At 54.3% G+C, this 22,686-nt stretch carries 18 protein-coding genes; 10 read left to right on the top strand and 8 right to left on the bottom strand.

Annotation, left to right across the window (positions count from 1 at the left end):
- The first annotated feature begins 3 nt into the window (after positions 1-3).
- A complete protein-coding gene (murJ, locus tag SH287x_RS16105) occupies positions 4-1,749 on the top strand; it encodes a murein biosynthesis integral membrane protein MurJ (RefSeq protein WP_479515406.1) in 1,746 nt (581 codons plus the stop codon).
- Positions 1,750-2,009: 260 nt separating this feature from the next.
- Here murJ and SH287x_RS16100 read toward each other — a convergent pair whose 3' ends face one another.
- Positions 2,010-3,845 carry a hypothetical protein gene (locus tag SH287x_RS16100; RefSeq protein ID WP_479515405.1) on the bottom strand — a complete coding sequence of 612 codons (1,836 nt, stop codon included), beginning with the start codon at positions 3,843-3,845 and terminating at the stop codon, positions 2,010-2,012.
- 513 nt (positions 3,846-4,358) lie between these two features.
- Between SH287x_RS16100 and SH287x_RS16095 the strand changes: the two genes are divergently transcribed.
- From SH287x_RS16095 to SH287x_RS16080, 4 genes are all read left to right on the top strand, one after another.
- Positions 4,359-4,766 (top strand): hypothetical protein, encoded by a 408-nt coding sequence (locus SH287x_RS16095; protein WP_479515404.1) that lies wholly within the window; start codon positions 4,359-4,361, stop codon positions 4,764-4,766.
- Positions 4,767-4,870: 104 nt separating this feature from the next.
- The gene (locus tag SH287x_RS16090; protein ID WP_479515403.1) at positions 4,871-6,775 is read left to right on the top strand and encodes a lipopolysaccharide kinase InaA family protein; all 1,905 of its coding nucleotides are present in this window, start codon (positions 4,871-4,873) and stop codon (positions 6,773-6,775) included.
- Entirely contained in the window at positions 6,772-7,755 is a 984-nt protein-coding gene (locus SH287x_RS16085; RefSeq protein WP_479515402.1) for a hypothetical protein, read from the top strand. Before SH287x_RS16090 ends, SH287x_RS16085 begins: the two co-directional genes overlap by 4 nt.
- Before the next feature lie 210 nt (positions 7,756-7,965).
- Positions 7,966-8,712 (top strand): TerC family protein, encoded by a 747-nt coding sequence (locus tag SH287x_RS16080; RefSeq protein ID WP_479515401.1) that lies wholly within the window; start codon positions 7,966-7,968, stop codon positions 8,710-8,712.
- Here the strand turns inward: SH287x_RS16080 and SH287x_RS16075 are convergent.
- Both SH287x_RS16075 and SH287x_RS16070 read right to left on the bottom strand, forming a co-directional pair.
- Positions 8,701-10,026, bottom strand: a complete 1,326-nt coding sequence (locus SH287x_RS16075; protein ID WP_479515400.1) for an FAD-binding oxidoreductase — start codon at positions 10,024-10,026, stop codon at positions 8,701-8,703. The genes SH287x_RS16080 and SH287x_RS16075 overlap by 12 nt on opposite strands.
- 163 nt (positions 10,027-10,189) lie before the next feature.
- Positions 10,190-11,590, bottom strand: coding sequence for a Gfo/Idh/MocA family protein (locus SH287x_RS16070; RefSeq protein ID WP_479515399.1), 1,401 nt, complete (start codon positions 11,588-11,590; stop codon positions 10,190-10,192).
- 200 nt (positions 11,591-11,790) lie between these two features.
- On the opposite strand from SH287x_RS16070, the gene SH287x_RS16065 reads away from it, so the two are divergent.
- From SH287x_RS16065 to msrA, 3 genes are all read left to right on the top strand, one after another.
- The gene (locus SH287x_RS16065; RefSeq protein WP_479515398.1) at positions 11,791-13,140 is read left to right on the top strand and encodes a Gfo/Idh/MocA family protein; all 1,350 of its coding nucleotides are present in this window, start codon (positions 11,791-11,793) and stop codon (positions 13,138-13,140) included.
- Between the two features lie 138 nt (positions 13,141-13,278).
- Positions 13,279-14,307, top strand: coding sequence for a GspE/PulE/PilB domain-containing protein (locus SH287x_RS16060; RefSeq protein WP_479515397.1), 1,029 nt, complete (start codon positions 13,279-13,281; stop codon positions 14,305-14,307).
- Between the two features lie 208 nt (positions 14,308-14,515).
- The gene (gene msrA, locus SH287x_RS16055) at positions 14,516-15,088 is read left to right on the top strand and encodes a peptide-methionine (S)-S-oxide reductase MsrA (protein WP_479515396.1); all 573 of its coding nucleotides are present in this window, start codon (positions 14,516-14,518) and stop codon (positions 15,086-15,088) included.
- Positions 15,089-15,138: 50 nt separating this feature from the next.
- Here msrA and SH287x_RS16050 read toward each other — a convergent pair whose 3' ends face one another.
- Positions 15,139-16,497, bottom strand: coding sequence for a (Fe-S)-binding protein (locus SH287x_RS16050; protein WP_479515395.1), 1,359 nt, complete (start codon positions 16,495-16,497; stop codon positions 15,139-15,141).
- A 153-nt stretch (positions 16,498-16,650) separates the two neighbouring features.
- Between SH287x_RS16050 and SH287x_RS16045 the strand changes: the two genes are divergently transcribed.
- Together SH287x_RS16045 and SH287x_RS16040 are read left to right on the top strand one after the other, a co-directional pair.
- The gene (locus SH287x_RS16045) at positions 16,651-17,901 is read left to right on the top strand and encodes a glycosyltransferase family 4 protein (protein WP_479515394.1); all 1,251 of its coding nucleotides are present in this window, start codon (positions 16,651-16,653) and stop codon (positions 17,899-17,901) included.
- A gap of 35 nt (positions 17,902-17,936) precedes the next feature.
- A complete protein-coding gene (locus SH287x_RS16040; RefSeq protein ID WP_479515393.1) occupies positions 17,937-18,464 on the top strand; it encodes an NUDIX hydrolase in 528 nt (175 codons plus the stop codon).
- Between the two features lie 41 nt (positions 18,465-18,505).
- Here SH287x_RS16040 and truD read toward each other — a convergent pair whose 3' ends face one another.
- The 4 genes from truD to SH287x_RS16020 all read right to left on the bottom strand — a co-directional run bounded on the left by truD (position 18,506) and on the right by SH287x_RS16020 (position 22,622).
- A complete protein-coding gene (gene truD, locus SH287x_RS16035) occupies positions 18,506-19,750 on the bottom strand; it encodes a tRNA pseudouridine(13) synthase TruD (protein ID WP_479518717.1) in 1,245 nt (414 codons plus the stop codon).
- 160 nt (positions 19,751-19,910) lie between these two features.
- On the bottom strand, positions 19,911-20,750 hold the full coding sequence (locus SH287x_RS16030; RefSeq protein WP_479515392.1) for a peptidylprolyl isomerase: 840 nt from the start codon (positions 20,748-20,750) through the stop codon (positions 19,911-19,913).
- 51 nt (positions 20,751-20,801) lie between these two features.
- Entirely contained in the window at positions 20,802-22,091 is a 1,290-nt protein-coding gene (gene fabF / locus SH287x_RS16025; protein WP_479515391.1) for a beta-ketoacyl-ACP synthase II, read from the bottom strand.
- A 42-nt stretch (positions 22,092-22,133) separates the two neighbouring features.
- Positions 22,134-22,622, bottom strand: a complete 489-nt coding sequence (locus SH287x_RS16020; protein WP_479515390.1) for a 3-hydroxyacyl-ACP dehydratase FabZ family protein — start codon at positions 22,620-22,622, stop codon at positions 22,134-22,136.
- Positions 22,623-22,686: the final 64 nt, after the last annotated feature.

Below are 22,686 nucleotides of genomic sequence, written 5' to 3'. Positions count from 1 at the left end.
TTTATGACTCGTGCCGAACCTGTTGATTCTCCTTCGGCATCTGTCGAAGTCTCGGCTCATGTCATAACCCCCCAAGCCTCTTTTGGTAGCTGGCGACTGGTGAGCCTGTGCACGTTTTCCAGCCGGGTATTGGGCCTGGTTCGTGATGCTGCCATGGCTGCGACATTTGGAGGTGGCCCGTTGCTGGATGCCTTTACGGTGGCGTTCCGCATTCCCAATCTGGCGCGTGTTCTTCTGGGAGAAGGGGTGCTGGCGACTGCGTTTTTGCCACAGCTTCTCAGGGAAGAACGAGAGTCGGGACGACCAGCCGCTTTCCGTCTGGCAACGGCGATCTGCATGTTGCTGATCGGCGGTTTGAGTCTGGCTGTGGTGCTGATTCAAATGCTGCTGCTGGTGGGGATTTCTCCGTTTCTAACGAACCCCAACAACCAGATTCTCTGTGAACTGACGGCTTACCTGATGCCCTATGTCGTTTTTGTCTGTGCCGCAGCACAGCTATCGACAATCCTGCATGCTTTCCACCGGTTTACGGCGGCGGCTTTAATTCCCGTGGTGCTGAATCTGGGTTGGTTACTGGCGCTTTGGGGGGTGATTCAATGGGTGGAAGATCCTCGGGCACAGCTCAAAATTCTGGCCTGGTTGATTGTGGCTCTTGGTTTTTGTCAATGCGTGGCTCTCGTGCCTTCGTTGAAAGCGGTCGGTTTTCGCTATCAGCCGGATTGGTGGCAGGCTCGGTCGGCTGTCTGGAGCAATCTTTGTCAGATGGGGCCAATCCTGGCTGCATTGCTTGTGTTGCAACTCAGTGCTGTCTGGGAAAGTGGCATCAGTTGGTTGCTCTCTCCCAATAGCAACATGGCGAGCGACATGGCGATCAGCCACTGGTTTGGAGCAGGCAACCAGACTGCACCGCTCCCCACGGGAGCCGCCTCATTTCTTTATCTGGGGCAACGTCTCTATCAGTTCCCTCTCGGGATCTTCGGTGTGGCTTTGGGAACCGTGCTCTATCCCATGCTCACGCGGTATGCGCAGATGCGTGACTGGCAGGCATTTCAGGCATCAATTCATCTGGCGACCCGGTTGGTGATGGCGATCGGGATTCCCGCCAGTGTGGGATTATTCTGTCTGGCCTTTCCGATCACGGATCTTCTCTTTGGGCGAGGGGCCTTTGGATCTGACTCGATTCGCCAGACATCGTATGTGATTCAGGCCTATGGCGTGGGCGTCTGGGCGATGTGTGGTTTAGTGGTCGTGCAGCGGGCGTTTTATGCCCTGGATGACCGTTGGACACCGCTCTATATCGCCTTTGGAGGAACAGCCGTTGGAATGGTGGTTGGTTTCATCTCGCTTTGGAAGATGGGCGTGGCAGGGTTAGCATTGGGAACCACGGTCTCTGCTGTGATTCAAGTGATCGCAAATGTTCTGGTATTGAATCAGCGCATTCGTGCGCAGACTTCCCCAAGCCACAATCAGCAGGGACTAATGGCCGGGTGGCTTCCGTTGAAACTGCTGATCACGAACCTGGCGATGGCAGGTGCCTGTTTCGCGTTGGCTCAATGGTCAAGCACGTTTTTTGAGACACATGGCTCGATTCGGGATCGGCTCCTGCTGGTGGTGATTCCCATGGCCGGAGCGATCGTGGTCTTTGCGATGACCAGCCACCTGATTGGCTATCGGGATCCCTGGCTTGTCTTGCAGCGCAAGCCTCTTTCTCTTTCGGAATCCTCAGAGACAGTTAAGAAAACGCCATAGCTGGTGCCGTGTCACGGCTTTGAGAGTCTGTTCGTCAAGACTCTCTCTCCCGCTTGCGGGAGAGGCCAGGGATGTGAAGGTGGGGTGAGGGGGCCGATGAACCAGCCGTGTTTCCAACGCCAAGACCAATTCCCTCATCCGGCCTGCGGCCACCTTCTCCCTCAGGGAGAAAGACTTATAGAGATCCCTCAGGGAGAAGGGTTTGAGCGTTTTTGGACAGCCTCTGAACAACCGGTTTCAGGTTTGACGAACACTTGTCGTTAGCCCAGCAGGCCAGCCAGCGAATTGATGATGGATGTCGCGAGGCCCGATGGTTCCGCACCATTCCACATCGTCGCTGTGGCTTCCCAGACCAGCCATCCGTTCAGGACGACGAACAATCCGCCGAGGCATAAGGCGATGGTTGTGGGCACACCAAACGAAGGAAGTGCCGGAGCATTTGCCTTGGCTTTTGCGGACTCACGAGTTGGCAACGCTTCTTCCGAGAAGTCATCGTCATCAGCAAGAACCGCGTCTTCGTCGTCTTCAAGAACGTCGTCATCACTAAAGCTGGCAACGTCATCGTCGTCATCAAAGGCTCCGACGACAACATCTTCCAGATCATCGGTCAGTTCAAGATCTTCGACCTGTTCGCCCAGATCAAGCTGGCCGCTCAAGCCGCGTTTCTGTCCACTTCCTTTGGAACCACGAATCTGGGTTGAGGCGTCATCGTCGACGTTGTCTTCGCCAAGAATCAGCATCTGGGTGACGTCTTCGTCGGACATCACCTCTTCTGCCAGTTGTGTGGCAAACAGATCTTCCTCGTGGAATTGTTCTTCCCGGGCCAGACGTCGTGTGGAGCTTGATTCCTGAAGCGAGTCTTCATCTTCCAGTGACATTTCATCACTGAGAGTGAAATCATCTTCCGGCATTCCCCCGAGATCCATGCGTTGAGTTCCCTCAACAGCAGGAGCGGGATGGTTGTCATCTGCCGAAAGATCCAGAGACAGACCGGAATCTCCCATATCGAGAGAAAGCCCGCTGTCACCGACGTCCAGTGATAAGCCACTGTCGCCGGTATCGAGTGATAAACCACTATCCCCTGTGTCGAGCGAGAGGCCGCTGTCACCGGTATCGAGTGATAAGCCACTGTCACCGGTGTTCATCCGCAAACTGCTGTCGGAAGCCCCAGAGCCATCGAGGTCACCCGTGTCGAGGATGATGCCGCTTTCGCCGGTATCACCCAGGATTTCGGAACCCGTGTCCAAAGAAAGGCCACTGTCTTCCATCCCCAGGCCCAATGACTCATCCGAGCCGGCACTCAGTTTTCCGACAAACCCTGGAGTGAAATCGTCGCTCACTTCATTGGGCAATTCGAGACGAATGCCGGTTTCGTCGCTCTCATTGTCCAGATCAAGATTTGCAGGGGCTGTGGCCATTGTTTCCGTGTGCGGAAAATCGAGGCCAATACCTGATTCGTCTGTCGACAATTCGTCATCAGGCGTGCTCATGAGTTCGGTGACAAAGCTGGATTCTTCCGACTTGGCCATCTCGTTGGCTGGTACAGGTTGGGCTTCTATCGAAGAACCCAGATCAAGATCAGTCCCCCCCGCCGTTTCATCAGGCTGGTCATCGGAAAACAGGTCGGCCATCAGTTCTGACTGGCCGCGCTGATTGGAATCTGGCGTGGCTTTTGGGGCGTCGCTGATCTGAGCGATGTTTTCGGACGAAGCATCTTCAAGCTCGGACAAAAAGCCCATGAGATCATCATCGACCGTCTCAGGAAGCGGTTTCTGAGTGACAGCATCCCCTGAGGCTCCCTGAAGTGCCTCTTCATCGATTTCCAGGAATGACAGAACATCATCGCCTTGCGATTCGAAGCCGCCATCGAAATCAAAGCTGATCACATCGGATTCTGAGGTGTTGCCGGAAACGACAGTTCCCAGCGGCGTCAATCCATCGGCCAGCAGACCTTCAATTTCTTCGCGGCGGTATTTCCATGCTCCGCGATCAGCCAACGCCTTCAGTTTTCCTTCACCGACCAGAGATTCAATCTGGTCACGGGTCAGGCCATAGGCAGAAATGATCTCTTCGGCGGTGAAAAATTTCTTATCCATGATCGATCCTGTGGCATGGTCTCAAACACAGGCGGGTGTGTTTGTGCCAATTCGTAGACGAAATGCAAGCGGTATTGATATTGGGAGCGTCTTGCCATGGAGTTGGCGAGACGTTTATGAGTTGATTTTCGTGGAACACCAGAGGCGTCACTCACCGGGATGAGAGTCGCTCCTAGCCATCGCTGACCAAAGCAGCCATGTTTTTCACTCTTCTAGGATAACTCACTCAAATCCCCTGACGCTAGAAGTCGGTTCACGAAGATGGAAACTCTGAGGAAAGTTACGGGATGTTTCCGAACAGTCCGGCAACTTCATAAAAATTCAAGTCGTGCCGGATATGTGTTGCCGTCAGAGTCGGTTTAATCGACATAACCGTCATGTTGGTTTCGAGTTACGCAAGGCAAACAGCGACATCAGGCGTGGCTTGTGTGTCTCCAGAGTCACCCAACCAGAGTCATCTTGTGACGTTTTGGTTTCTCTGCGAAACTCTGCGGGATTGCACAAGATCGGTGGATGGCAAGGAATGCCCAACCGGCATTGGGAAGTGTAAAGGGAAGCATGATGCTGCGTGGACTCGTCCTGATTCTGTTTGGTGGCACCATCGGAGCGACCGGAATGTGGGGAGCGTTCAACTTCCATGTCATCCGAACGGATGATCAGCTCCTGATTGTGCAGCGCAGCACGCCCCACCTGAAGGAAGGGTTTGCCGATGTTCGCTCCTGGGGGCGAAACGACTGGATGTCTCATCCTTATGTGACGCGTTCCATGATGGGGGCCGGGCACAAAAAGGTGATTGAAAAATCGCTTCGTAATGAAGCCGGTGATTTCCTGGACGCATCTTTGACCCAGGGGATCGGCAAACTCACGGGAAGTTCGCAATCACCATCGAGTGGCATGCTATCCACGGCGCCGGCCCTGTAATGCCCCCGGCTAATTTCCATGACTCAGGTCTCAATCGCTCACGACATGCTGGTTGAGTCTTGAGAAAGCTTCTCTCAGTCATTGCTCGACCACGTGAACAACAGATGCCAGTGGAGCTTCCGATCTTGACGGCAACATCTCAGAATCTCGCTGCGGACACCTCGACGACGTTGCCGGCGGCTCATGCCAGACAATCGACTTCCATGAATTGGGAACTCTCGCCAGAACTGAGAGATCTTCTGAGCGATGGCGCACTACCTCTGAAGTCCTGGTTGAAGGCAGGGACAGCGAAGATCGCTAACACCGACCAGAAACGAGTGCTCTACCGCGTGGAGACGCCGGATCGAGTTCTGTTCATTAAACAATTTGTGCCTGATCCAGCGCCTAAACGCCTGAAGTCATTGATTGCCCGTCCCAAGGCTCAACGTGAACGGGATGTGATTCTTGCCATGCAAAAGCAGGGGTTGTCAGTGCCCAAAGTGCTGGGCTTTGGCCATCCTTCGATTCGTTCACACTCAAAACCACACCGTGAGAGTGGCCGTTCAGAAGTTGAAAACGATCTCGGCTTTCCTGAGCTTCCTTTTCTGGACGCCCCGAAAAGCTGCTATCTGATTCTGGAAGCCATTGAACCAACGATGTCACTGGCCAACGTGGCGCTCCGATTTTCTGAAGTCATGACGCGCGATGCGTTGGGAATTCGTGGCAGGCATCATTTGACGGTGGCCTGCGCCCGCATGTTGGCACGGCTTCATAAAGCTGGCTTTTACTATCGACAACTCCAGGCGGAAAGTCTGCTGGTTGCTCCCGTTCAAAACGAAGGGCCTATGCGGCTCTGGTGGGCTGACCTCAGTCAGGTACGCCAACAATGGCTGGGTGTTTCGCAGGGGCAGATTCTTCAGAATTTCGCGATGCTTCGCCATTCGTTGCATCGCATGCTGACCCGTGCCGATCAGCTTCGGTTTCTGGCCGCCTACCTTGAAGAATTTGCCAGTGTCCAACGCCCTGATCTCACGAAAGACGCCAGTGCGGTGGGTGATGCCGTTGATTTCAGAATTCGACCTTGTCGAAAACCTCTGCGAGCTTTGTCACTTCCCCGACAGAAGGTTTCATCGGTCAGTCTGATCAAACGATTCTGTCAGCAAGCCGCGAACACGATGAGCGATCATTCACGATCTGCCTGGAAAGTGGCCGATCAGCAATGGCGTCTCGGGCACCGCAAGTTACTCATTTGTCAGCAGGGCGTTCGGAATGGTCGATCGGTCGCTGGTCTCGGGAAAGAGTATCTGGCAGAACTGGTGCGTCACCCATCACAATTGTTTAATCCCCCTTTTCTGGTGCAGTCTTTAGAAGGAACGGCACTTCAAAAATCGGCAATCATTCAGCTTCCCATTGCGAACGGAGCCATGCGGGCGGAGTTGGAAGCGAGGCCGCTCATTCGTGATCAATACGATTCATGGGCACGCCGGATGTGGGAAAACAGCTACGCGATGCTGCGTCGCGGGTTCTCGACTCCTGGCCCACTGTTGATCATTGAAACCGAGCAGGAACAACTGGTGGCTCGGGCCTATCATCATGCCCAGCAGACAGTGACCCAGTGGATTCATGAGCAGGGCCGACTCTCCTTTGCGCCGGATTCAGAAGAATGGAAAGTGGCCGAGATTCTGGTCAAAACCGTTTCCAAATTGCTTGATGCCGGTTTCCGGCCAGATGTTGCTGATCTCGACCAGTTTTTCATGCTCAAGTTAGAGACCCGATTTTTTCTGGCAGTGGCTGACCCTTCCAGATTCCACCATCAAGACAGCTTCACGTTGCGTCAAATCGCGGCGACTTTCCGTGAGTTGCACGACGTCGCCACCCGGATGACAACCGTCCGAACATCTCTTTGTGTACGGCTGTTGAAACGAGTTGCAAAATCTCATCCGCCAATGACCTGGCGCACGTTATTCGTCGAAATTCTCAAACAGCGGGCCCAACGCGTAGAGAATTATAAAAAATGGCATGCCGCATGAAATCGGCTGGATTCCCGACACACGCCTGTCGTCACTCAGACTTTTGCACTCACACTGCAATGAAGCCGCTGGAGTTCCGGGTGCAGGAGCTTTCCGGGGTTGCGTTGCGTCTTCGCCTGCTCGCAATGCTGGGAATGATCTGGGTGGGAGTGATGGTCTTTTCGGGTTGCCAGACTCAGCCCAAATATGTGGGGCTTCCTACGAAAACATCCGTTAAGAACGATGGCCTCAAGGTTCTTTCTGATCTCAAGCTTCCCAAAAATCACGAGCTTCTGGTGGATTTGGAGAACTTGCGCGACGAGATTTCCAGCGAACTCAACCTGCCGCCTCAGAAGCAGCAAGTCGTGGTTTATCTGTTTGGTTCGGAAGAACGATACCGCGGTTATATGCGAGATGCTTTCCCTCAGTTGCCGCCGCGGCGCGCCTATTTCGTGGGGTCTTCTAAAGAGCTTGCCGTCTATACCTTTTGGGGGGATCGCGTTCAGGAAGATTTAAGGCACGAATATACGCATGGGATTCTCCACGCCACGTTGAAGGATGTCCCCCTTTGGCTTGATGAAGGTTTAGCGGAATACTTTGAATTGGCGGGGCCGCCTGGCCAGATCAATCAGGAGTATGCTTCGCGACTGGGTGTGGCCGTGACGGGTGGTTGGCAACCCGATATGGATCGGTTGGAGCATTTGGAATCCGTGGGGCAAATGCAGCGGGCCGACTATCAGGAAGCCTGGGCCTGGGTGCACTTCATGCTTCATGATGGGGATGACTCACGCGCCGTCCTTTTGGGGTACCTCAAGACTCTTCAGAGTCAGAAAGATGCGGGAAGTCTTGTGGCACGGCTGAAGGATGACATTCCTTCCTTCAACGACCGCTTCACCAGTTATGTGGCTACCATCCGCATGCCAGGCAACCCGCAGCAGGCCCTGGGGCAACGTCCCGTCCCCGTCATTAAGCATGTGCTGGGCCAGCAGCCCGATGAGTAATCCTCATTGCGAAATGAAGACATTCTTAGGGAAGAGATTACATGTGAATGCCGTTTTGCCGCTTCGTTCTGGAGGCGAAGACTGGACGGTGACGTCTGCTGTCGTCAAGCTTGACCACAGGTTCCGCCTCAATTCTTGACAGTGACCAACTATTGAAATCAGCTCGCATGTCTGGTTGACCCGTCACTGGCTTTCAAGGTTTCTTTTGATATGTTCACGACCGAGATCCTGATTGCCTTTCTCACGCTGACATTGCTGGAGATTGTGCTGGGCATCGACAACATCATTTTCATTGCGATCCTGGCGGGGAAGCTACCGAAATCGCAGCAGGATTTTGCCCGCAAGCTGGGGATCAGTCTGGCGGTGGTGTCACGCATCGGACTGCTGCTGACGCTGGGATGGGTTCTCAAGCTGCGAGAGCCGCTGTTCACGGTTCTTTCAACCAGCATCAGTGGCAAGGATCTGGTCTTGATTGTGGGGGGGATGTTCCTGATCGGAAAGGCGACCTATGAGATCCACCACAAGGTCAATCTGATGCATGATGAACACGATCGCTCCAAAGCACCTCCTTCGTTGTTCTGGATGCTGGTGCAGGTGATCGCGATTGATGTGGTGTTCTCGCTGGATTCGGTGATTACAGCAGTTGGGATTACCGAGAACATCCCGGTGATTGTGGCGGCGGTGATTGTCAGCGTGATCATCATGCTGATTTTTTCCGGGCCGATTGTGCGGTTTGTCGATAAGTATCCTGCGATCAAGTTGCTGGCACTGTCGTTCCTGCTACTGATTGGGGTGTTGCTGGTGGCTGAAGGATTTCATCACAAGATTCCCAAGGGCTATATCTACTTTGCCATGGCCTTTTCACTGGGGATTGAAATGCTGCAAATGTGGCAGGAACGAAATGCCCGCCATGCGGCGCTGGATCGTGAGAAACCGCCTGAGCAACTATCCCACTGACGAGGCTTCTCCACAGCAGCGTTCCAGCACGCCGGGATTGAGGAGGTTCAAGGGGTCAAGCTGTGTTTTGACTTTCAGGCTCCAGTGAGCACCGGAGGCGATGTGGCCTGTGGTGTTGAACAATCTCAGTGCCGGTGGAGCGGAGTGGCAGACGGTTGCCGCTGGTGCTGAAGCGGGCTGAGGCCAGCGTGTCCATTCCCAGACACTGTGAGCGATGTGGTGATTCAGCGAGGCCCCTGGATCTTGCTGAAAAGCCACATCACTGAGGAATGTGAGTTCTTCCGGAGAAGGAAGATGATCCCAGGAGATTCGGAGCAGGCCATCGAGAGAATGGGCTGTCAGGCGACATTCTGCCGGAATCATGGCCGCCACAGTGGTCATCAATGAAGGTCGCGTGGCCAGAGTCAGCTCGCAAGGCCATTCGTTTTCCTGGTGAAGGATCTGAGTGAGGAACCGCCCGGCATCGGGCGTGGAGTGATCTTCATGAACTTCGATCAGGTCATGAGGCACCCAGGATGACAGTTCTTTACGAAGCCGTTCCAGTTGCCAGGCGATTGTGCCGGGGTTTCCTTCCACCATGATGGCCAGTGCCAACTGGTTGTGGATTTGTGGAAGACCGTTCCCGCGCAGTACCTCGATGGCTACTGGCCGGGCCTCCGATTGCAGGAGCCGCTCAAGAACGGCATCGATTTCTGACCAACTCTGCCAGGTTGTGATGAGCCAGGCCGATCCTTGAGGGAGAGGCTTCAGTTTGAAGGTACAGGACGTGATGGCTGCCAGAGTGCCGCGGGAACCGATGATTAATTTTGAAAGGTCATAGCCTGCCACATTTTTGACAACCCGGCCGCCTGCCTTGAAAGGGATGCCTTCCGAGGTGATCGCTTCAAAGCCCAGCAGGTAGTCGCGGAAAGTGCCATAGGTATAACGACGAGGGCCGCTGACATTCGCAGCCATCAGCCCCCCCACGGTGGCTGATGGATCAAAAACATCGATGGGAAGCTGCTGGTCTTCTACTTTAAGTTGAGCGGACAAGTCTTTCCACGCCATCCCCGCTTCAACAGTGATCGTCATATCTCTGGCGGGGTAGTCAATCGTGCGATTCAGACGGCGGAGATTGAGAGAGATGGCTGGCTGGCTGGCCTGATAAATGGCCATGCTCGACTGCCCTGCTCCCAGAGGGATCACCACATGACGATCCTTCTGAGCATTGGTGGCCAGCCAGTCCCGAACCTCTGCGGATGAATCGGGTTGAACTGCTGTCGAGGTCGAGGCGTTGAACATCAGGTGACCATCAAGAGAATAGAAGTGTGTCATGCGCATTCCAATTTGAAATGGCGCTCCGGGTGCTACGTTTGCCGTTTCAGTCTCTCTTTACAAAGGCTCTCACAAAAGCTCTGATACCGTGAGAATTGGCGAGGCATGCAACTTTTTTCAACAGGTATCACCGGTTTTGCCAAGTGACAGGTTGAGAATGGTATCAGGTGCTGGGATGAACCCAGGGGGCGCGGTAAGGTCGGGCGAGTTTTTGATTGGCTTCGTCATCGCCCACAACTTTCCCGGTTGCGGGATCCCATTGAAGAGAGCGGCCCAGTTCCAGTGAGAGATTGGCCAGAATGCAACTGATGGTTGAAATGTGGCCTTCTTCAATATCTGCCACTGGCTTTGAGCGCTGGTCAATCGCCTTTAGAAAATCTCGCATGTGCTGACGGATCGCCGGTGCAACGTGTTTCTCCAGATCTTTCTCGGTTTTATCTTCAGGAAACTCGTCCAGTTCATAGGCCACGTCTTTATGAACGGGTTCCCCTTTGCCCTGGGGGATGAAGTCATAGCCCATGACACTGGCTTTGAGTGTGCCTTTATCACCATAGATCGTGAGTCCCCAGGGATACTTACTGTCTGGTGCCGAGCCATAGCTGCGATGCTGCCAGACAACATCCAGGCCATCGAAATCAAAGGTGGCGGTTTGTGTATCAGGGATATTGGCCTGACTCTGAGGATCGACATAAATTCCACCGACCGACGCGACGGATTTGGGCCAACCAAGCCCCAGCAGGAATCGGGTGCAGTCGAGCATATGAATGCACATGTCGCCCATAATGCCGTTGCCATATTCGTTGAAGGCCCGCCAGCGGCGCGGATGAATCAACGCGGTGAAGGGACGTTTGGGTGCTGGCCCCGCCCACATTTCATAGTCCAGATTTTCAGGCGGGGCGGTCTCGGGAGGATTGTCTTTCGCCCGCATATGGTAGTAACAATAGACTTCTACTAAACCGATTTTCCCCAGCATACCAGTATCGATAAACTTTTCTTTTGCCTCCACGATGTGCGGCGTGCTGCGCCGCTGGGTTCCGACTTGAACGACGCGGCGATGCTTGCGGGCGGCGGCCAGCATGGCCTGACTTTCCACGACATCCACGCTGGTTGGCTTTTGCACATAGACATCTGCCCCGGCTTCTACCGCTGCAATCATGGCCAGTGCATGCCAGTGATCAGGTGTGGCGACCAGCACGATTTCGGGCTTGGCCTCCTTCAACATCACACGGAAGTCGCTATAGAGGGCCGGGGGCTTTTCGAGTTTCCCGCGAGCGGTAATCAACTCGCTGGCATCGGCCAGCATTTTGGAATCGACATCACATAACGCCACTACATCGACCGGTTCCACCTGCATCAGTCTCAGCAGATCGCACTTGCCATACCAACCGGTGCCAATGACAGCCACCTTGCGGCGAGGCCGGGTGGCGTTGCTGTTCGTTTGATTGGAGGCCGAGGGCTGATCAGCCGCAAAAATTTCGGCAGGAACAGTGGAGACAGCACTTAAGCCAGCGGAAGCGAGTAAGCCGGCCTGTGAGGTGGAATGGAGAAACTGTCGACGATCCATGATGCTCAAGCTCCGGGGTGTTAAGTCTTCAGTGGTTCAGGCTGTCGTGGGAGAATCTCTCTGGCAAGAGGTGTACCGTCTGTTTCTCAGATCATCACATTCCCTGAAAGAGACTTCCAGAGGCTCTGCAAAGAAGGCATGATTCAGTGGCTTGTCTACCACCCGCCAATCACTCTTTTTGCACGTCGGGATTCGGTTCCATGAGTCAGGTTGCTTCGGGGAAATCTGCTTTGTCATCGTCAACGACGGGCCATCGGCCGCATCATCATCTGAAGGCCGCCATGGTGGGGCTGGGGATGATTTTTGATGAAACGTACCGGCCTTTTTTTGAACAGGCAGGCCAGCATGGCTTCCTGGTTCCCGAGGCCGGTGTCATCTCGTGCGAGATGGCTGCGGTGGTCAGCCTGACAGGGAGTCGGGCGAATGTTTATCGTCAGAAAGCCCCCGCACCACTCGCTTCATTCGCCAGTTTTCAGGGGGATCTTGCTCTGGAAGAGTTGCTGGGAAGCGATGCAGGAAAAACTCTTGATGCCGTCTGCATTGCGACGCCGGATGATCGGCACTTCGAATCAGCCCGAGCCGCGTTACAGGCGGGTAAGCATGTTCTGATTGAAAAGCCGTCGGTGCTTTCACTGGCAGAACTTGATCAACTGGAGATGCTGGCCCATCAGCAGCAACGGCTTGTCCGGGTGGTCTATCACAAGCTGTTTGACCCGGATCATAAACGGCTCAGAACGCTGGTTGTCGATGGGGTGCTCTCACATATCAATCATGGCTATTGCTCGTTACTGGAACCCAAGTCGGTTGGGCTGGGTCAATTTGCGGCGTGGAATCAAGGCCGCAATCCGGGGACTTATGTGGCGTGTCATTATCTGAAGCTGATTGATTTCACGTTTGGTGGCCGGCTGGTTTCGGTCAGTGCCACGGGCCAGAGAGGTTTGGCAGGCCCGGCGTCGGGTAACACCTGGGACAGTACACAACTTCGCGTGACCTATGCTTTCCCTGATGATCGGCAGGCTTCATTTGACATTCATACCTCGTGGGTGACGCCCGACAATTTCCCCGGTTATGTCGAGCAGGAAGTTCAATTTCGGTTTGATAATGGCGTCTGGAATGGTCACTCCCGCAAACGAGGTGTTGAGCTGACGGTCGAAGGCCGGACTCCTCATGAACTGAAAACGACGATCAACACGCATTACAATGGCACTGCCTTTGAACCTTGGGGCGTTCGTACGCAGCGAGGGTATGGAATCGAAGCGATTGAACAGTTTTTCAAAGAAGTCGCGTTGATTGAGCATGGGGGTACTGGCAGCCGTGAAGATCGGCTGCGGCAGGTGAATGACCGGCCCTTTTCCAGTGTGGCTGCTGATCGTCCGGTCGTGGCTGCCGTTCAGGCGTTAGAAGAGATTCTGGCTGCTGCGGCAGAAGGGCACCCTGATGGTGTTGTTTATATTGATCGGCAAGAAAGGGGGCTGACGTTGTGGTTACCGGGAAACGCTGAGCCTCGCGTGCTCTATTCGCCAGCGGTCTACAGGTCATCAATGGTTTGAAGGAAGGTGGTTTGAAGAAAACGGCTTTATGAGGATCCCTTGCGTTGTGCGAGCGAGGTTGATTCCATGATATGACCTTTCAGCAATTCTTCCCCTCGAATTACAGCTTGATGATGAGATAACCTCCGGGAGCGGAACGTGGCAATTGATGTCTATAAAGAGTGGCTGGGCATTCCCGAAGGCCCTCGTCCGCCTGATCATTATGCGTTGTTGCGTGTCGTGCAGTTTGAAGACGATGCCGACAAGATTCGCAAGAATTACAAGAAGCTCAACGGGCATGTTCGTAAATACTCGACAGGGCAGTACTCGAACGAATCGCAGGAATTGCTCAATGAATTAGCTCGCGCGATGCTCTGTCTGACCGACGTGGAGCGCAAGCTGGACTATGATCGTTCACAGGGCCGGGAAATTGATGACCGTGATCCGAACACTGGTCGGCGCCCTGTGACGGCTTATCTGATGGATCAGGGCGCCATCACTCAGGATCAGGCGAAGGAAGTCAAAGCTTTTGCCGATCGGGCCGGTCTTTCTTTGAAAGATGCTGTTGTTCAATTGAAAATGGTGGATGGCGAAACCGCCGCTCGGGCCTTGGCCAGCGAACTGGGCCGGCCCTATGTTGATCTGGCGGAAATGCTGCCCGACGACTCGATTCTGGATCTGCTTCCCAGGCAGGTGGTGCGTCGTCATACCTGTATGCCACTCTTTGAAGATGATGGGCAGATTCTGGTGGCTTGCGCCGAAGATCCTACGCAAGAACTTGAAGACGAAGTTCGTCTGCGATATGGCAAGCCCATGCGGCATGTGATCGCCTCGCAACTGGGGATCAATCAGGGCATTTCCAAGTATTATGCCAATGGCATGCGTAAGGAAGTGGCTGAGCCGACTGGCAAGAAAGGGGGCAAGTCGGGCGGATCAAAATCTCAGAGTGCTGCTCCACGTCGACAATCGAACGAGAAGCTGACCGACGATGAATACGCCGAGCAGAAAAACACCGGTATCCTGATAATTTGCGGCATGTTGATTGCCGGTTTCAATCTGGATACCTGGGTTCTCTGGCCTTACCTCTTTCAGAACCGTCTTCCCAGCTGGATCTTGTTCCCACTGACATTCCTGATGGCGCCCCCCGTGATCTTCTTCGCGTATCAGACTTATCTCAAAAGAAAATAGTGTCGTGTCACGGCTTTGTCCTGACTGGTGAATGAGGTTGTCCGCAGGCTCGTTGGCCTGCTCATCGATCGTTGCTTAACCTGCCAAATCTGAATGGAAGCAACCAGTTGTAGCACCACTTTGCCCTGACAGATTAGTGAGTTTGTCCGCAGGCTGAACACGTCTCAGTGGGCGTGAGTCAGCTTTGCAAATTTGAGGAGGCACCCAGATGTCCGAATCCGCAGCATTCACAGAGTCTCAAGTGACAACGGCAAAAGCCACATTGGCTGGCGGCTGCTTCTGGTGCCTGGAAGCGGTTTTTGAAAACGTGATCGGTGTTGATGCGGTTGTTTCAGGCTATATGGGAGGCCAAATTCCCGATCCGACTTACGAACAGGTTTGCACGGGCCGGACAGGGCATGCCGAAGTGGTTGAGATCGCATTTGATTCAACAGTGATCACGTTCGACGATCTTCTGGATATTTTCTTTGCGATCCATGACCCCACGACGAAGGATCGGCAGGGAGGAGATATCGGTACTCAGTATCGCTCGGCCATTTTTTTCCATAACGCGGAACAGGAAAGTGAGGCGAAGGCCAAGATCAGCCAGCTTGAAGCGGAAGGGATCTGGCCCGCCCGGTTCGTGACGCAGGTGGTGCCTGTCGAAACATTTTATCCTGCAGAAGCCTACCATCAGGGCTATTTCCGAGCGCATCCCACACAAGGCTATTGTGCGACGGTGGTGGCTTCCAAGGTGGCCAAGTTCCGTCAGAAATTTGCCCATCGCCTTAAATCCCGCTGATCGGCCTCTGTGTTCTCAAATGGCTTTTCAGTCGGGAATCAGGGTGCAGATCATGGTGCGGGAAGTGGCCCATAGCTGCGGTCGAGTAAATCCATCACGTGCATGACGGGCAAGGGATGGCCACTTTCTGAAAGCGATGCGGCCAACTGGAGGGCACATCCCGCATTCCCGGTCAATACGGCCTGCACACCGGGAGCAGCGAGGATGTGCCGGACTTTTCGCTGTCCCAGCCGATCGGCCATTTCGGGCTGCGTGAGGTTATAACTTCCGGCAGCTCCGCAGCAGATTTCCGCTTCTTCAATGGGAAGGATTTCCAGGCCCGGCACGAGCTTTAATAAATCGCGAGGCTGCTGCCGGATCTTCTGCGCATGACACAGGTGGCAGGCATCGTGATACACCGCTTTCAGTGAAACAGGATGTGCTGGTGGGATCGGCCCCAGCGAGACCAGAAACTCGGAGATATCCCGCACATTCCCTGCGAAAGAGCTGAGTTCTTCCAGCAGGACAGGATCGATGGCGGGATCTTCTTCACCGATGTGGCCGTAATCCTTGAGCATGGCTCCGCAACCCGCCACGTTGACAACGACCGCATCGATTTCTCGCCAGGGAAAGCTGGCCAGGTTCTGCCGTGCTAATTGAAGGGCTGTTGTTCGCTCTCCGTTGTGGTAATGGATGGCGCCGCAGCATCCTTGCCCGCGAGGGATCAGGACTTCGCAGCCATTATGTTGCAGCACGCGGGCCGTGGCCCGATTGGTTTGCGAAAACATCGCTTCCGCCACGCAGCCGGTAAACAACGCCACGGTGGCCCGCTTCTTTCCAACAGGCGGTAAACGTGTCGGCAGTGGGGGGGCTGGCGGCGATAATTGAGGCAACAACCGGTGCATGCGCTGGAGAATTTCTGGTGTCATCAACCGTGCTGGCCAGCTTTTCGCCAATCCATCCAACCCGAGTTGTTGTAACCATCGAGCGGGCCACAAGGCCCATTGGGTCATGCGTGCCGACGGAAAGAGCTTCGTCAATAACGTCGACTTCAGTAAGCCTCCCGCTTTGTCGATGACTCCGCTGTCTGGCTTGCCGGAGTGATTTGCCACGGACTCCATGGCCACTTTGAACGGTTCAATCAGTCGCCCATATTTCACCCCGGAAGGACAGGCCGTTTCGCACGCCCGGCAATCCAGGCAAGCATCAAGATGAGACGTGACTTCCGGCGTGAGATTCAGTTGTCCCTCGGCCACGGCCCGCATCAAATAAATGCGACCGCGCGGGCTATCGTTCTCGTCGCCCGTTTCGAGATATGTCGGGCAGGCGGACAGGCATAACCCGCAATGAACACAATCGAGAAACCGTTGTTGAGGAATGGAAGACGCCACCTGCTGGCGTAACGCGTCATCTCCCGGAGATGGCAACATGGCGGAGGTTATTCCTGACTCTTTCGTCGTATTTCTTGTGCTCATGTAAGACAGACTCTTGTGGAGATCATCCGGGCATCATACGTATCATATCATCTGCTTCAGCGGTCGCTTGTCAGTCGCATGAGTTCTTCGCCTTGGGATTGTTTTTGCATGAAAATCGCCATTGTGGCCTGGAATGCACTGCCAGTCATTGATCCCCATGCTGGCAGTGCCATTGGTGGTCTGGAAACATTTGCCTGGTTACTTGCTCGCAGTCTGGCAAGGCGGCCTGAACTCGCTGTATCGCTTGTCATGTGGCATCCCTTTCCCCCTCAAATGTCTGCCGTCGAAGGGGTGACGTTAAGCGTTCATGTCGAACCGCTGGTGCGAGACCGGGAAATCCTGCGATCATGTCTGTCTCTTGCTCCTCATTTCCCCTGGATCAAACCGCAGGCATTCTGGCTCCCGTGGCCTGCAGCGATGTATCGCATGATCTGTGACCGATTCCAGCGTCGGTTCACTCGAAAGCGAGATCGGCTCGCGGCATTCATCAATTATCATGAAGCCGACTGCTGGATTGTTTTGGGAGGAAGTGCTGAATCCTGCCTAGTTGTTGAGCAGATTCGCTCAGCGGGGGGGATGGCCTATTTGTGGGTTCGAAGCAACGCTGAAGTCGACCAGACAATGCTGGCACATCCTGAGCAGCGAAATACGTGTGGCGTGTTATCATCGCGAGTCATCAATGCCTTACGTCTGGCGACAGGTGTGATCTGCCAAACCCGCTGGCAATGGGAGAGACTGGGGGCTTTTCGTTCAACCAACCGTTATCTCATTCGTAACCCGTTCGATCCTGCCATGGCTATATCGAAGACATCCTCGCGGCCTGTGGGAGAGCATGTGTTGTGGGTTGGCCGCTATGATCGGCTTCATAAGCGCCCACATCTGGCTTTGGCTGTGGCCCGTCTGTTGCCCCAGATTCCGTTTCTCATGGTTTTCAATGGAGGAGACGATAACGTTGAGGCTGAAGTTCGTCGCGATCTCCCTGCTAATGTGACGATCAGCAGTGCGATCCCGCGTGCGAATATGAAAGCTGCCTTCCTCGGTTCCAAACTGTTTTTCGGCACAGGTTCCTCAACGCTTGAAGGGTTTCCCAATGTGCTCTTGGAAGCCGCCGTGACGGGCACGCCCATTGTGACCGCTGAAGACTTTGATCAATTTGTCGCGATGTCAAAAGCGGGTCTGGTGACGGGTGATTCACCAGCCGAGATGGCAAAAGCCATTCAGTTTATCTGGAACGATGTTGCGACTTGGGAGCAGCACTCTTGCAATGGCCGGGAATATGTGACAGAGCATTACAGTGTGGAATCTGTCGTTGATGAGGTGCTTCAACTCTGTCGGCCCTCAAATTCAGAGATCCGGTAAAATCAACTTCTTTCAAAGTGGAAATTTATTCTCACATGAGTATTTCTGATGGCCCGGAAGAGTTGTTTGATGTGGTTGATGAGCATGATGTGGTTGTGGATGTTTTGCCGCGTTCGGTTGTGCATGCCCGCAAGCTGTGGCATCGCGCGGTGCATGTTTTCGTCTTTAACGGAAAGCATGAACTGCTGATTCACCAGCGGTCGGCCAATAAAGATGAAGAGCCACTCATGTGGAATTCCTCCTGCTCGGGGCACCTTTCTGCCGGTGAGGATTACGACACCGCAGCGCCCCGCGAGCTGAAGGAAGAGTTGGGGCTGGAGGCTCCGCTGGAGTTCGTTGGGCAGTTACCAGCATCGCCCTTGCTGGCATATGAACACAGCCGACTCTACCGGACAGTGACTGACACCACGCCGGTCTTCGATCCCGGTGAGATCGCTGATGGCTGTTTCAAACCTGTGGCGGAGATTATCGAGGATGTGGCTTTAAGGCCGGAGGTTTACTCGCAGCCTTTCAAGACACTGCTGGCGTGGTATCTGGCCAATGCCACACCCTTGTCGTCATAACGCCATGGCTATGCCGCGCAAGGATGTCGATGGCACTGGACTTACTCTTCGCTGGTGACGACATCGTTGGTGGAAGTCGTCAGATCGTGGGAACGATCACTGACGGCTGTCGGGTCGAGTGTGAGCCGCTTGAGGACGATGGTGGCATAGGAACCGCGTGGCAGTTCAAAATCACAGGCGACTTTGTACTTTCCAGCGTATTGTTCGTCGGGCGCCATGGCCATTTTCAAGTTATGCGGGACGATCAATGCTGGCCGTTCTCCTTTGGAGAAGAAGCTGTCACGCGGATATTTCACTCGCAATTCCCGCAATTCCACGCCCATTTCTTTCAACACTTTTTCATAATGGGCGGCGAGCGGTGAGCCTTCCAGATCGATGCGAGCCGACGGGAGGGGCAGCTTCATCTGCGAGAGAGACTCTTGCTCTTCCATGGTCAATGAGGTGCAGAAGGCGACGCGTTGAGCTGCCAGGCTGACATCATAGACTCGCTCATGCCAGACTTTGCTGCGAATCAACTCGGCGAGAATGTGGTTCCAGAGGAAGCTCTGGTAGGCGGACAGATATAACCCTCGGAGATCGACACGGATCAGTGCAAAGGCATTCTTGAAGTTGGTGGGATGGTCACACAAGTAGGTCACAATGCTGCGACGGGATGATTGTGACAACTTGGCCTTACAGGCTTCCCACTGCCCCCACATATCGCGGAGAATACGCTTTTCTTCGCGATCACCGGGACGGTCGTGAGGGTTTGGTTCGGCAAGAGCCAGCCAGAGGGCGCGTTCATAATCCCCGGCACACCAAGGCTGGGCAATGAACTCGCGCGAGGCCCCCAATGATCCAAATCGCTGATCGTCAAAGTAATTCGGCAGGCGATCAACCAGCAGGGATTCCCGCAGGCCGACATACTTCTGAGCCAGGTTCCGATTAAGATCGCGGATGACAATGTGAAAACGATTTCCCGAGATATCAGTGGGGCCGAAGTGCTGTTTGGTCTGCCCTTGATAGACCAGCGTGAAGTTCTGCTGGTTCAGGTCGCGCTTGGGGCCACGATTGATCGTGACAAACTGTTGTGTGACGGCATGTCGGTCTTTGAGGCCACCATAGCTGATCTGCTCCCGCTTGATTTTCCAGCGATGCAGAATGGCTTCAATGGCTTCGGGTGTCCCTAGCGAAGTTTTGGTGAGCTTATAGACAGCAAACGAGCCGCCTTCAATCTCGAACTCGCTGAGTTCTTCGACCTGAAAGTCCTCGGGGAGACATTTCAATTTCATGCGCGCAGCCGCTATCTGGGTAAGGCGAACAGTCGGCGTTCCAATGAACGAACTTGCCCAGTATACCGTCTGTCAGAACCGTGAGCTACCTGTGATCTTGCGTTCATGTGTTTTTCAGGTGAAGCCGTGCTCAGCAAGAACGGGCTTTATCTGTAACATCAATGATAATGATGTGTTACGGATTTGTTCCGCCAGGGGTCTCTGGAGCGTCGCCTGTCGAAATGGCAGCTGGAGAGGGTGTTTCTGCGGAATCTTTTGTGTCAGATTTTGCCGGAGTTTCTTCTGCGGGTGCCGATATGGCGGGTGAGATAATCTTTGCGGAAAGGATTCCGTCCAGTCGGGGGAAGGCTTTTGAGAGATAGGCGTTGCCCTGCTGCTCGATCAGCATCTGGTCTGGGGCCTCGCCATATTCGGCGTTGATTTTCTCAACGACATCCATCCCTTTGGTGACACGGGCGAAAGGGCTGAAACCCATCGCGTCCAGGCGTGGGTTGTCATCATAGTTGATGAAGATCTGCGTGGTTCGCGAGTTGGGGTAGCCCGGCTTGGCATAGGTCAGCGTCCCCTTGGCATTGGTCTCTTTGACGGGGTCATCTTTGAGGGAAAGGCCATCCCACATGGCATGAACTTCAGGATCAGCGGCAATTCCAAATTGCACGACAAAGCCGGGGACGACGCGGAAGAAGCGGGCATCGTTATAAAAGCCCGACTTCACCAGCGTGTAGAAGTGGTCTGCCCCCAGGGGCGCCCAGTCGCGGTGAGTTTCGACAACGAAATCCCCCTTGGTCGTCGTAAAGAGCGTCTCGAAGACATCGGGACCGCGCTCATCTTTGACAGGAATATTTAGCGTGCGACCTGTGGAGAGGGCGGGAGCCTCTGCGGTTTTGGCCTGCCCATCACCGGGAGCCGTGCCACTGTCACAGGCCAGACCTGTCCCCAGGAGAATGAACGTGAAACCGCTGTAAGCCAAAAACATCCGGCGGCGAACTGTTATTTTCGTGCTTGCATCATGCATGGCTTCGAACTTCTTGTCTCGAAGGATCATTCAATCGATCTGCGTAAGGTCTTACGCCTTGTACTCAGAAAAGATCAGTGAAACATTCTGGCCACCGAAACCAAAGCTATTCGACAAGGCGCGACGCACCTTTCGCTGGCGGGCTTCGTTGGGAATATAATCCAGATCACAGTCAGGATCGGGAGTGGTGTAGTTGATTGTCGGTGGCACCACGTTATCGCGGATTGAAAGCAGGCATGTAATGGCTTCAACGCTTCCCGCAGCAGCAATCAGGTGTCCCATCATGCTCTTGATGCTGGAGACGGGGATTTTGTAAGCCTGCTCACCGAATGTCTGGCGGATGGCGAGTGTCTCGACCTTATCGTTCACTTCGGTGCTGGTGCCGTGAGCGTTGATGTAGTCGATCTCGTCGGAATTGAGGCCGGCATCCTTCAAAGCCATTTTCATACAGGCAATGGCACCCCGGCCTTCGGGATGGATATCAGTAATGCGATAGGCATCGGCGGTTGAGCCATAGCCCATGACTTCGCCGTAGATCTTGGCACCGCGTTTTTTCGCGTGTTCCAGTTCTTCCAGAATGAGAATGCCGGCACCTTCTCCCAGAACGAAGCCATCGCGATCTTTATCGAATGGTCGGGAAGCGGTTTCCGGGCTGCTGTTTCTTGTGGAAAGCGCCGTCAGCAGGTTAAAGCCTGTCACGCCAAAGGGGTGGATCATGCTGTGCGCACCTCCCGAGATCATCACATCAGCATCGCCGCGACGGATGATTTCAGAAGCTTCGCCAATGGCCTGGCTGGAAGCAGCGCAAGCGGTCAGGCAGTTAAGATTCGGGCCTTGGGCATTGAAGACGGCCGCGAGGTGGCCAGCCGTCATGTTGGGTTCCTGCTCCATCTCCTTCTGAGGGTGCATGCGGGCCAACCCCTCACGAGTAAAGACTTCCAGGTCGACTTCGCCCGAAGCATCCTTCTGTGACTTCGCGATAATGCTCATGATCATCAGGAAGTCTTGCTGTCCTTCACCAGCTCCGAGATAAACACCCATGCGACCGGGATCAATCTGGCTATCAGTAATCCCGGAATCATTGAAAGCCTGACGAGCGGCCCCCAGGGCGAAATGGATGTTTCGGCCACTGAATTCATAGGGCTTCACATCAGAGACGAACTGATTCAGATCGTAATTCTTGACTTCACCAGCGAAGGTGGTGGGGAAGCGGCTGGCGTCGAAATGAGTGATGGGGCCGATACCGCAACGGGCAGCCTGCTGTGCTTCCCACATGGATTCGATGGAGTTCCCGATCGGAGTGATTGCCCCGATCCCTGTCACAACGACACGTCTTCGCATCTTCAGATTTCCTCAAACAGAAGCTCAACACAGGCTAAAAACTCAAGCAGTCGGCAGTGACGGATCACCGGCCTTCCCTACATCGAGAACGCCGCGCAGCAGTTCAAAGACAAAGCTTTTCTGATCCACCCGGACTGATCCCGCCTGGTCAGGCTTCACATGGGCAAACAGAATTTCGCCATCAGCGACCAATCGTTCACCGGCATGTGCTGTGGCCGAAACCATGCCACCTTCCGGGTTCGCATCTTCCAGGTTGACGCGATAGGTCAGCGTTTCACCGGGAGTGACATAGCTGTGGAAAGTCATGCGAGGAACTTTAGCCAGCACAACAACTTGTGAAAACTGGTGAGTTTCCCCCAACAGGATTCCACCGGTCTGTGCCAACCCTTCCAGAATCAGGGAGTGCGGCATGACCGGGAAGCCCGGGAAATGGTCGTGAAGATGTTCTTCCGCCATGGAGACATTTTTAATTGAGACGGCTCGTTTTCCGCTCTCAAATTCAACGAAACGATCCACCCACATCCAGCGCATGGCAATCTCAAGGTACGGACGGGGAGAGCTACGAAAAGACCAAACCCCTTCTGCACGCGAGAAG

This window comes from Planctopirus sp. SH287, from assembly GCF_056500625.1.
This window is presented reverse-complemented; position numbering and strand designations above follow the sequence as displayed.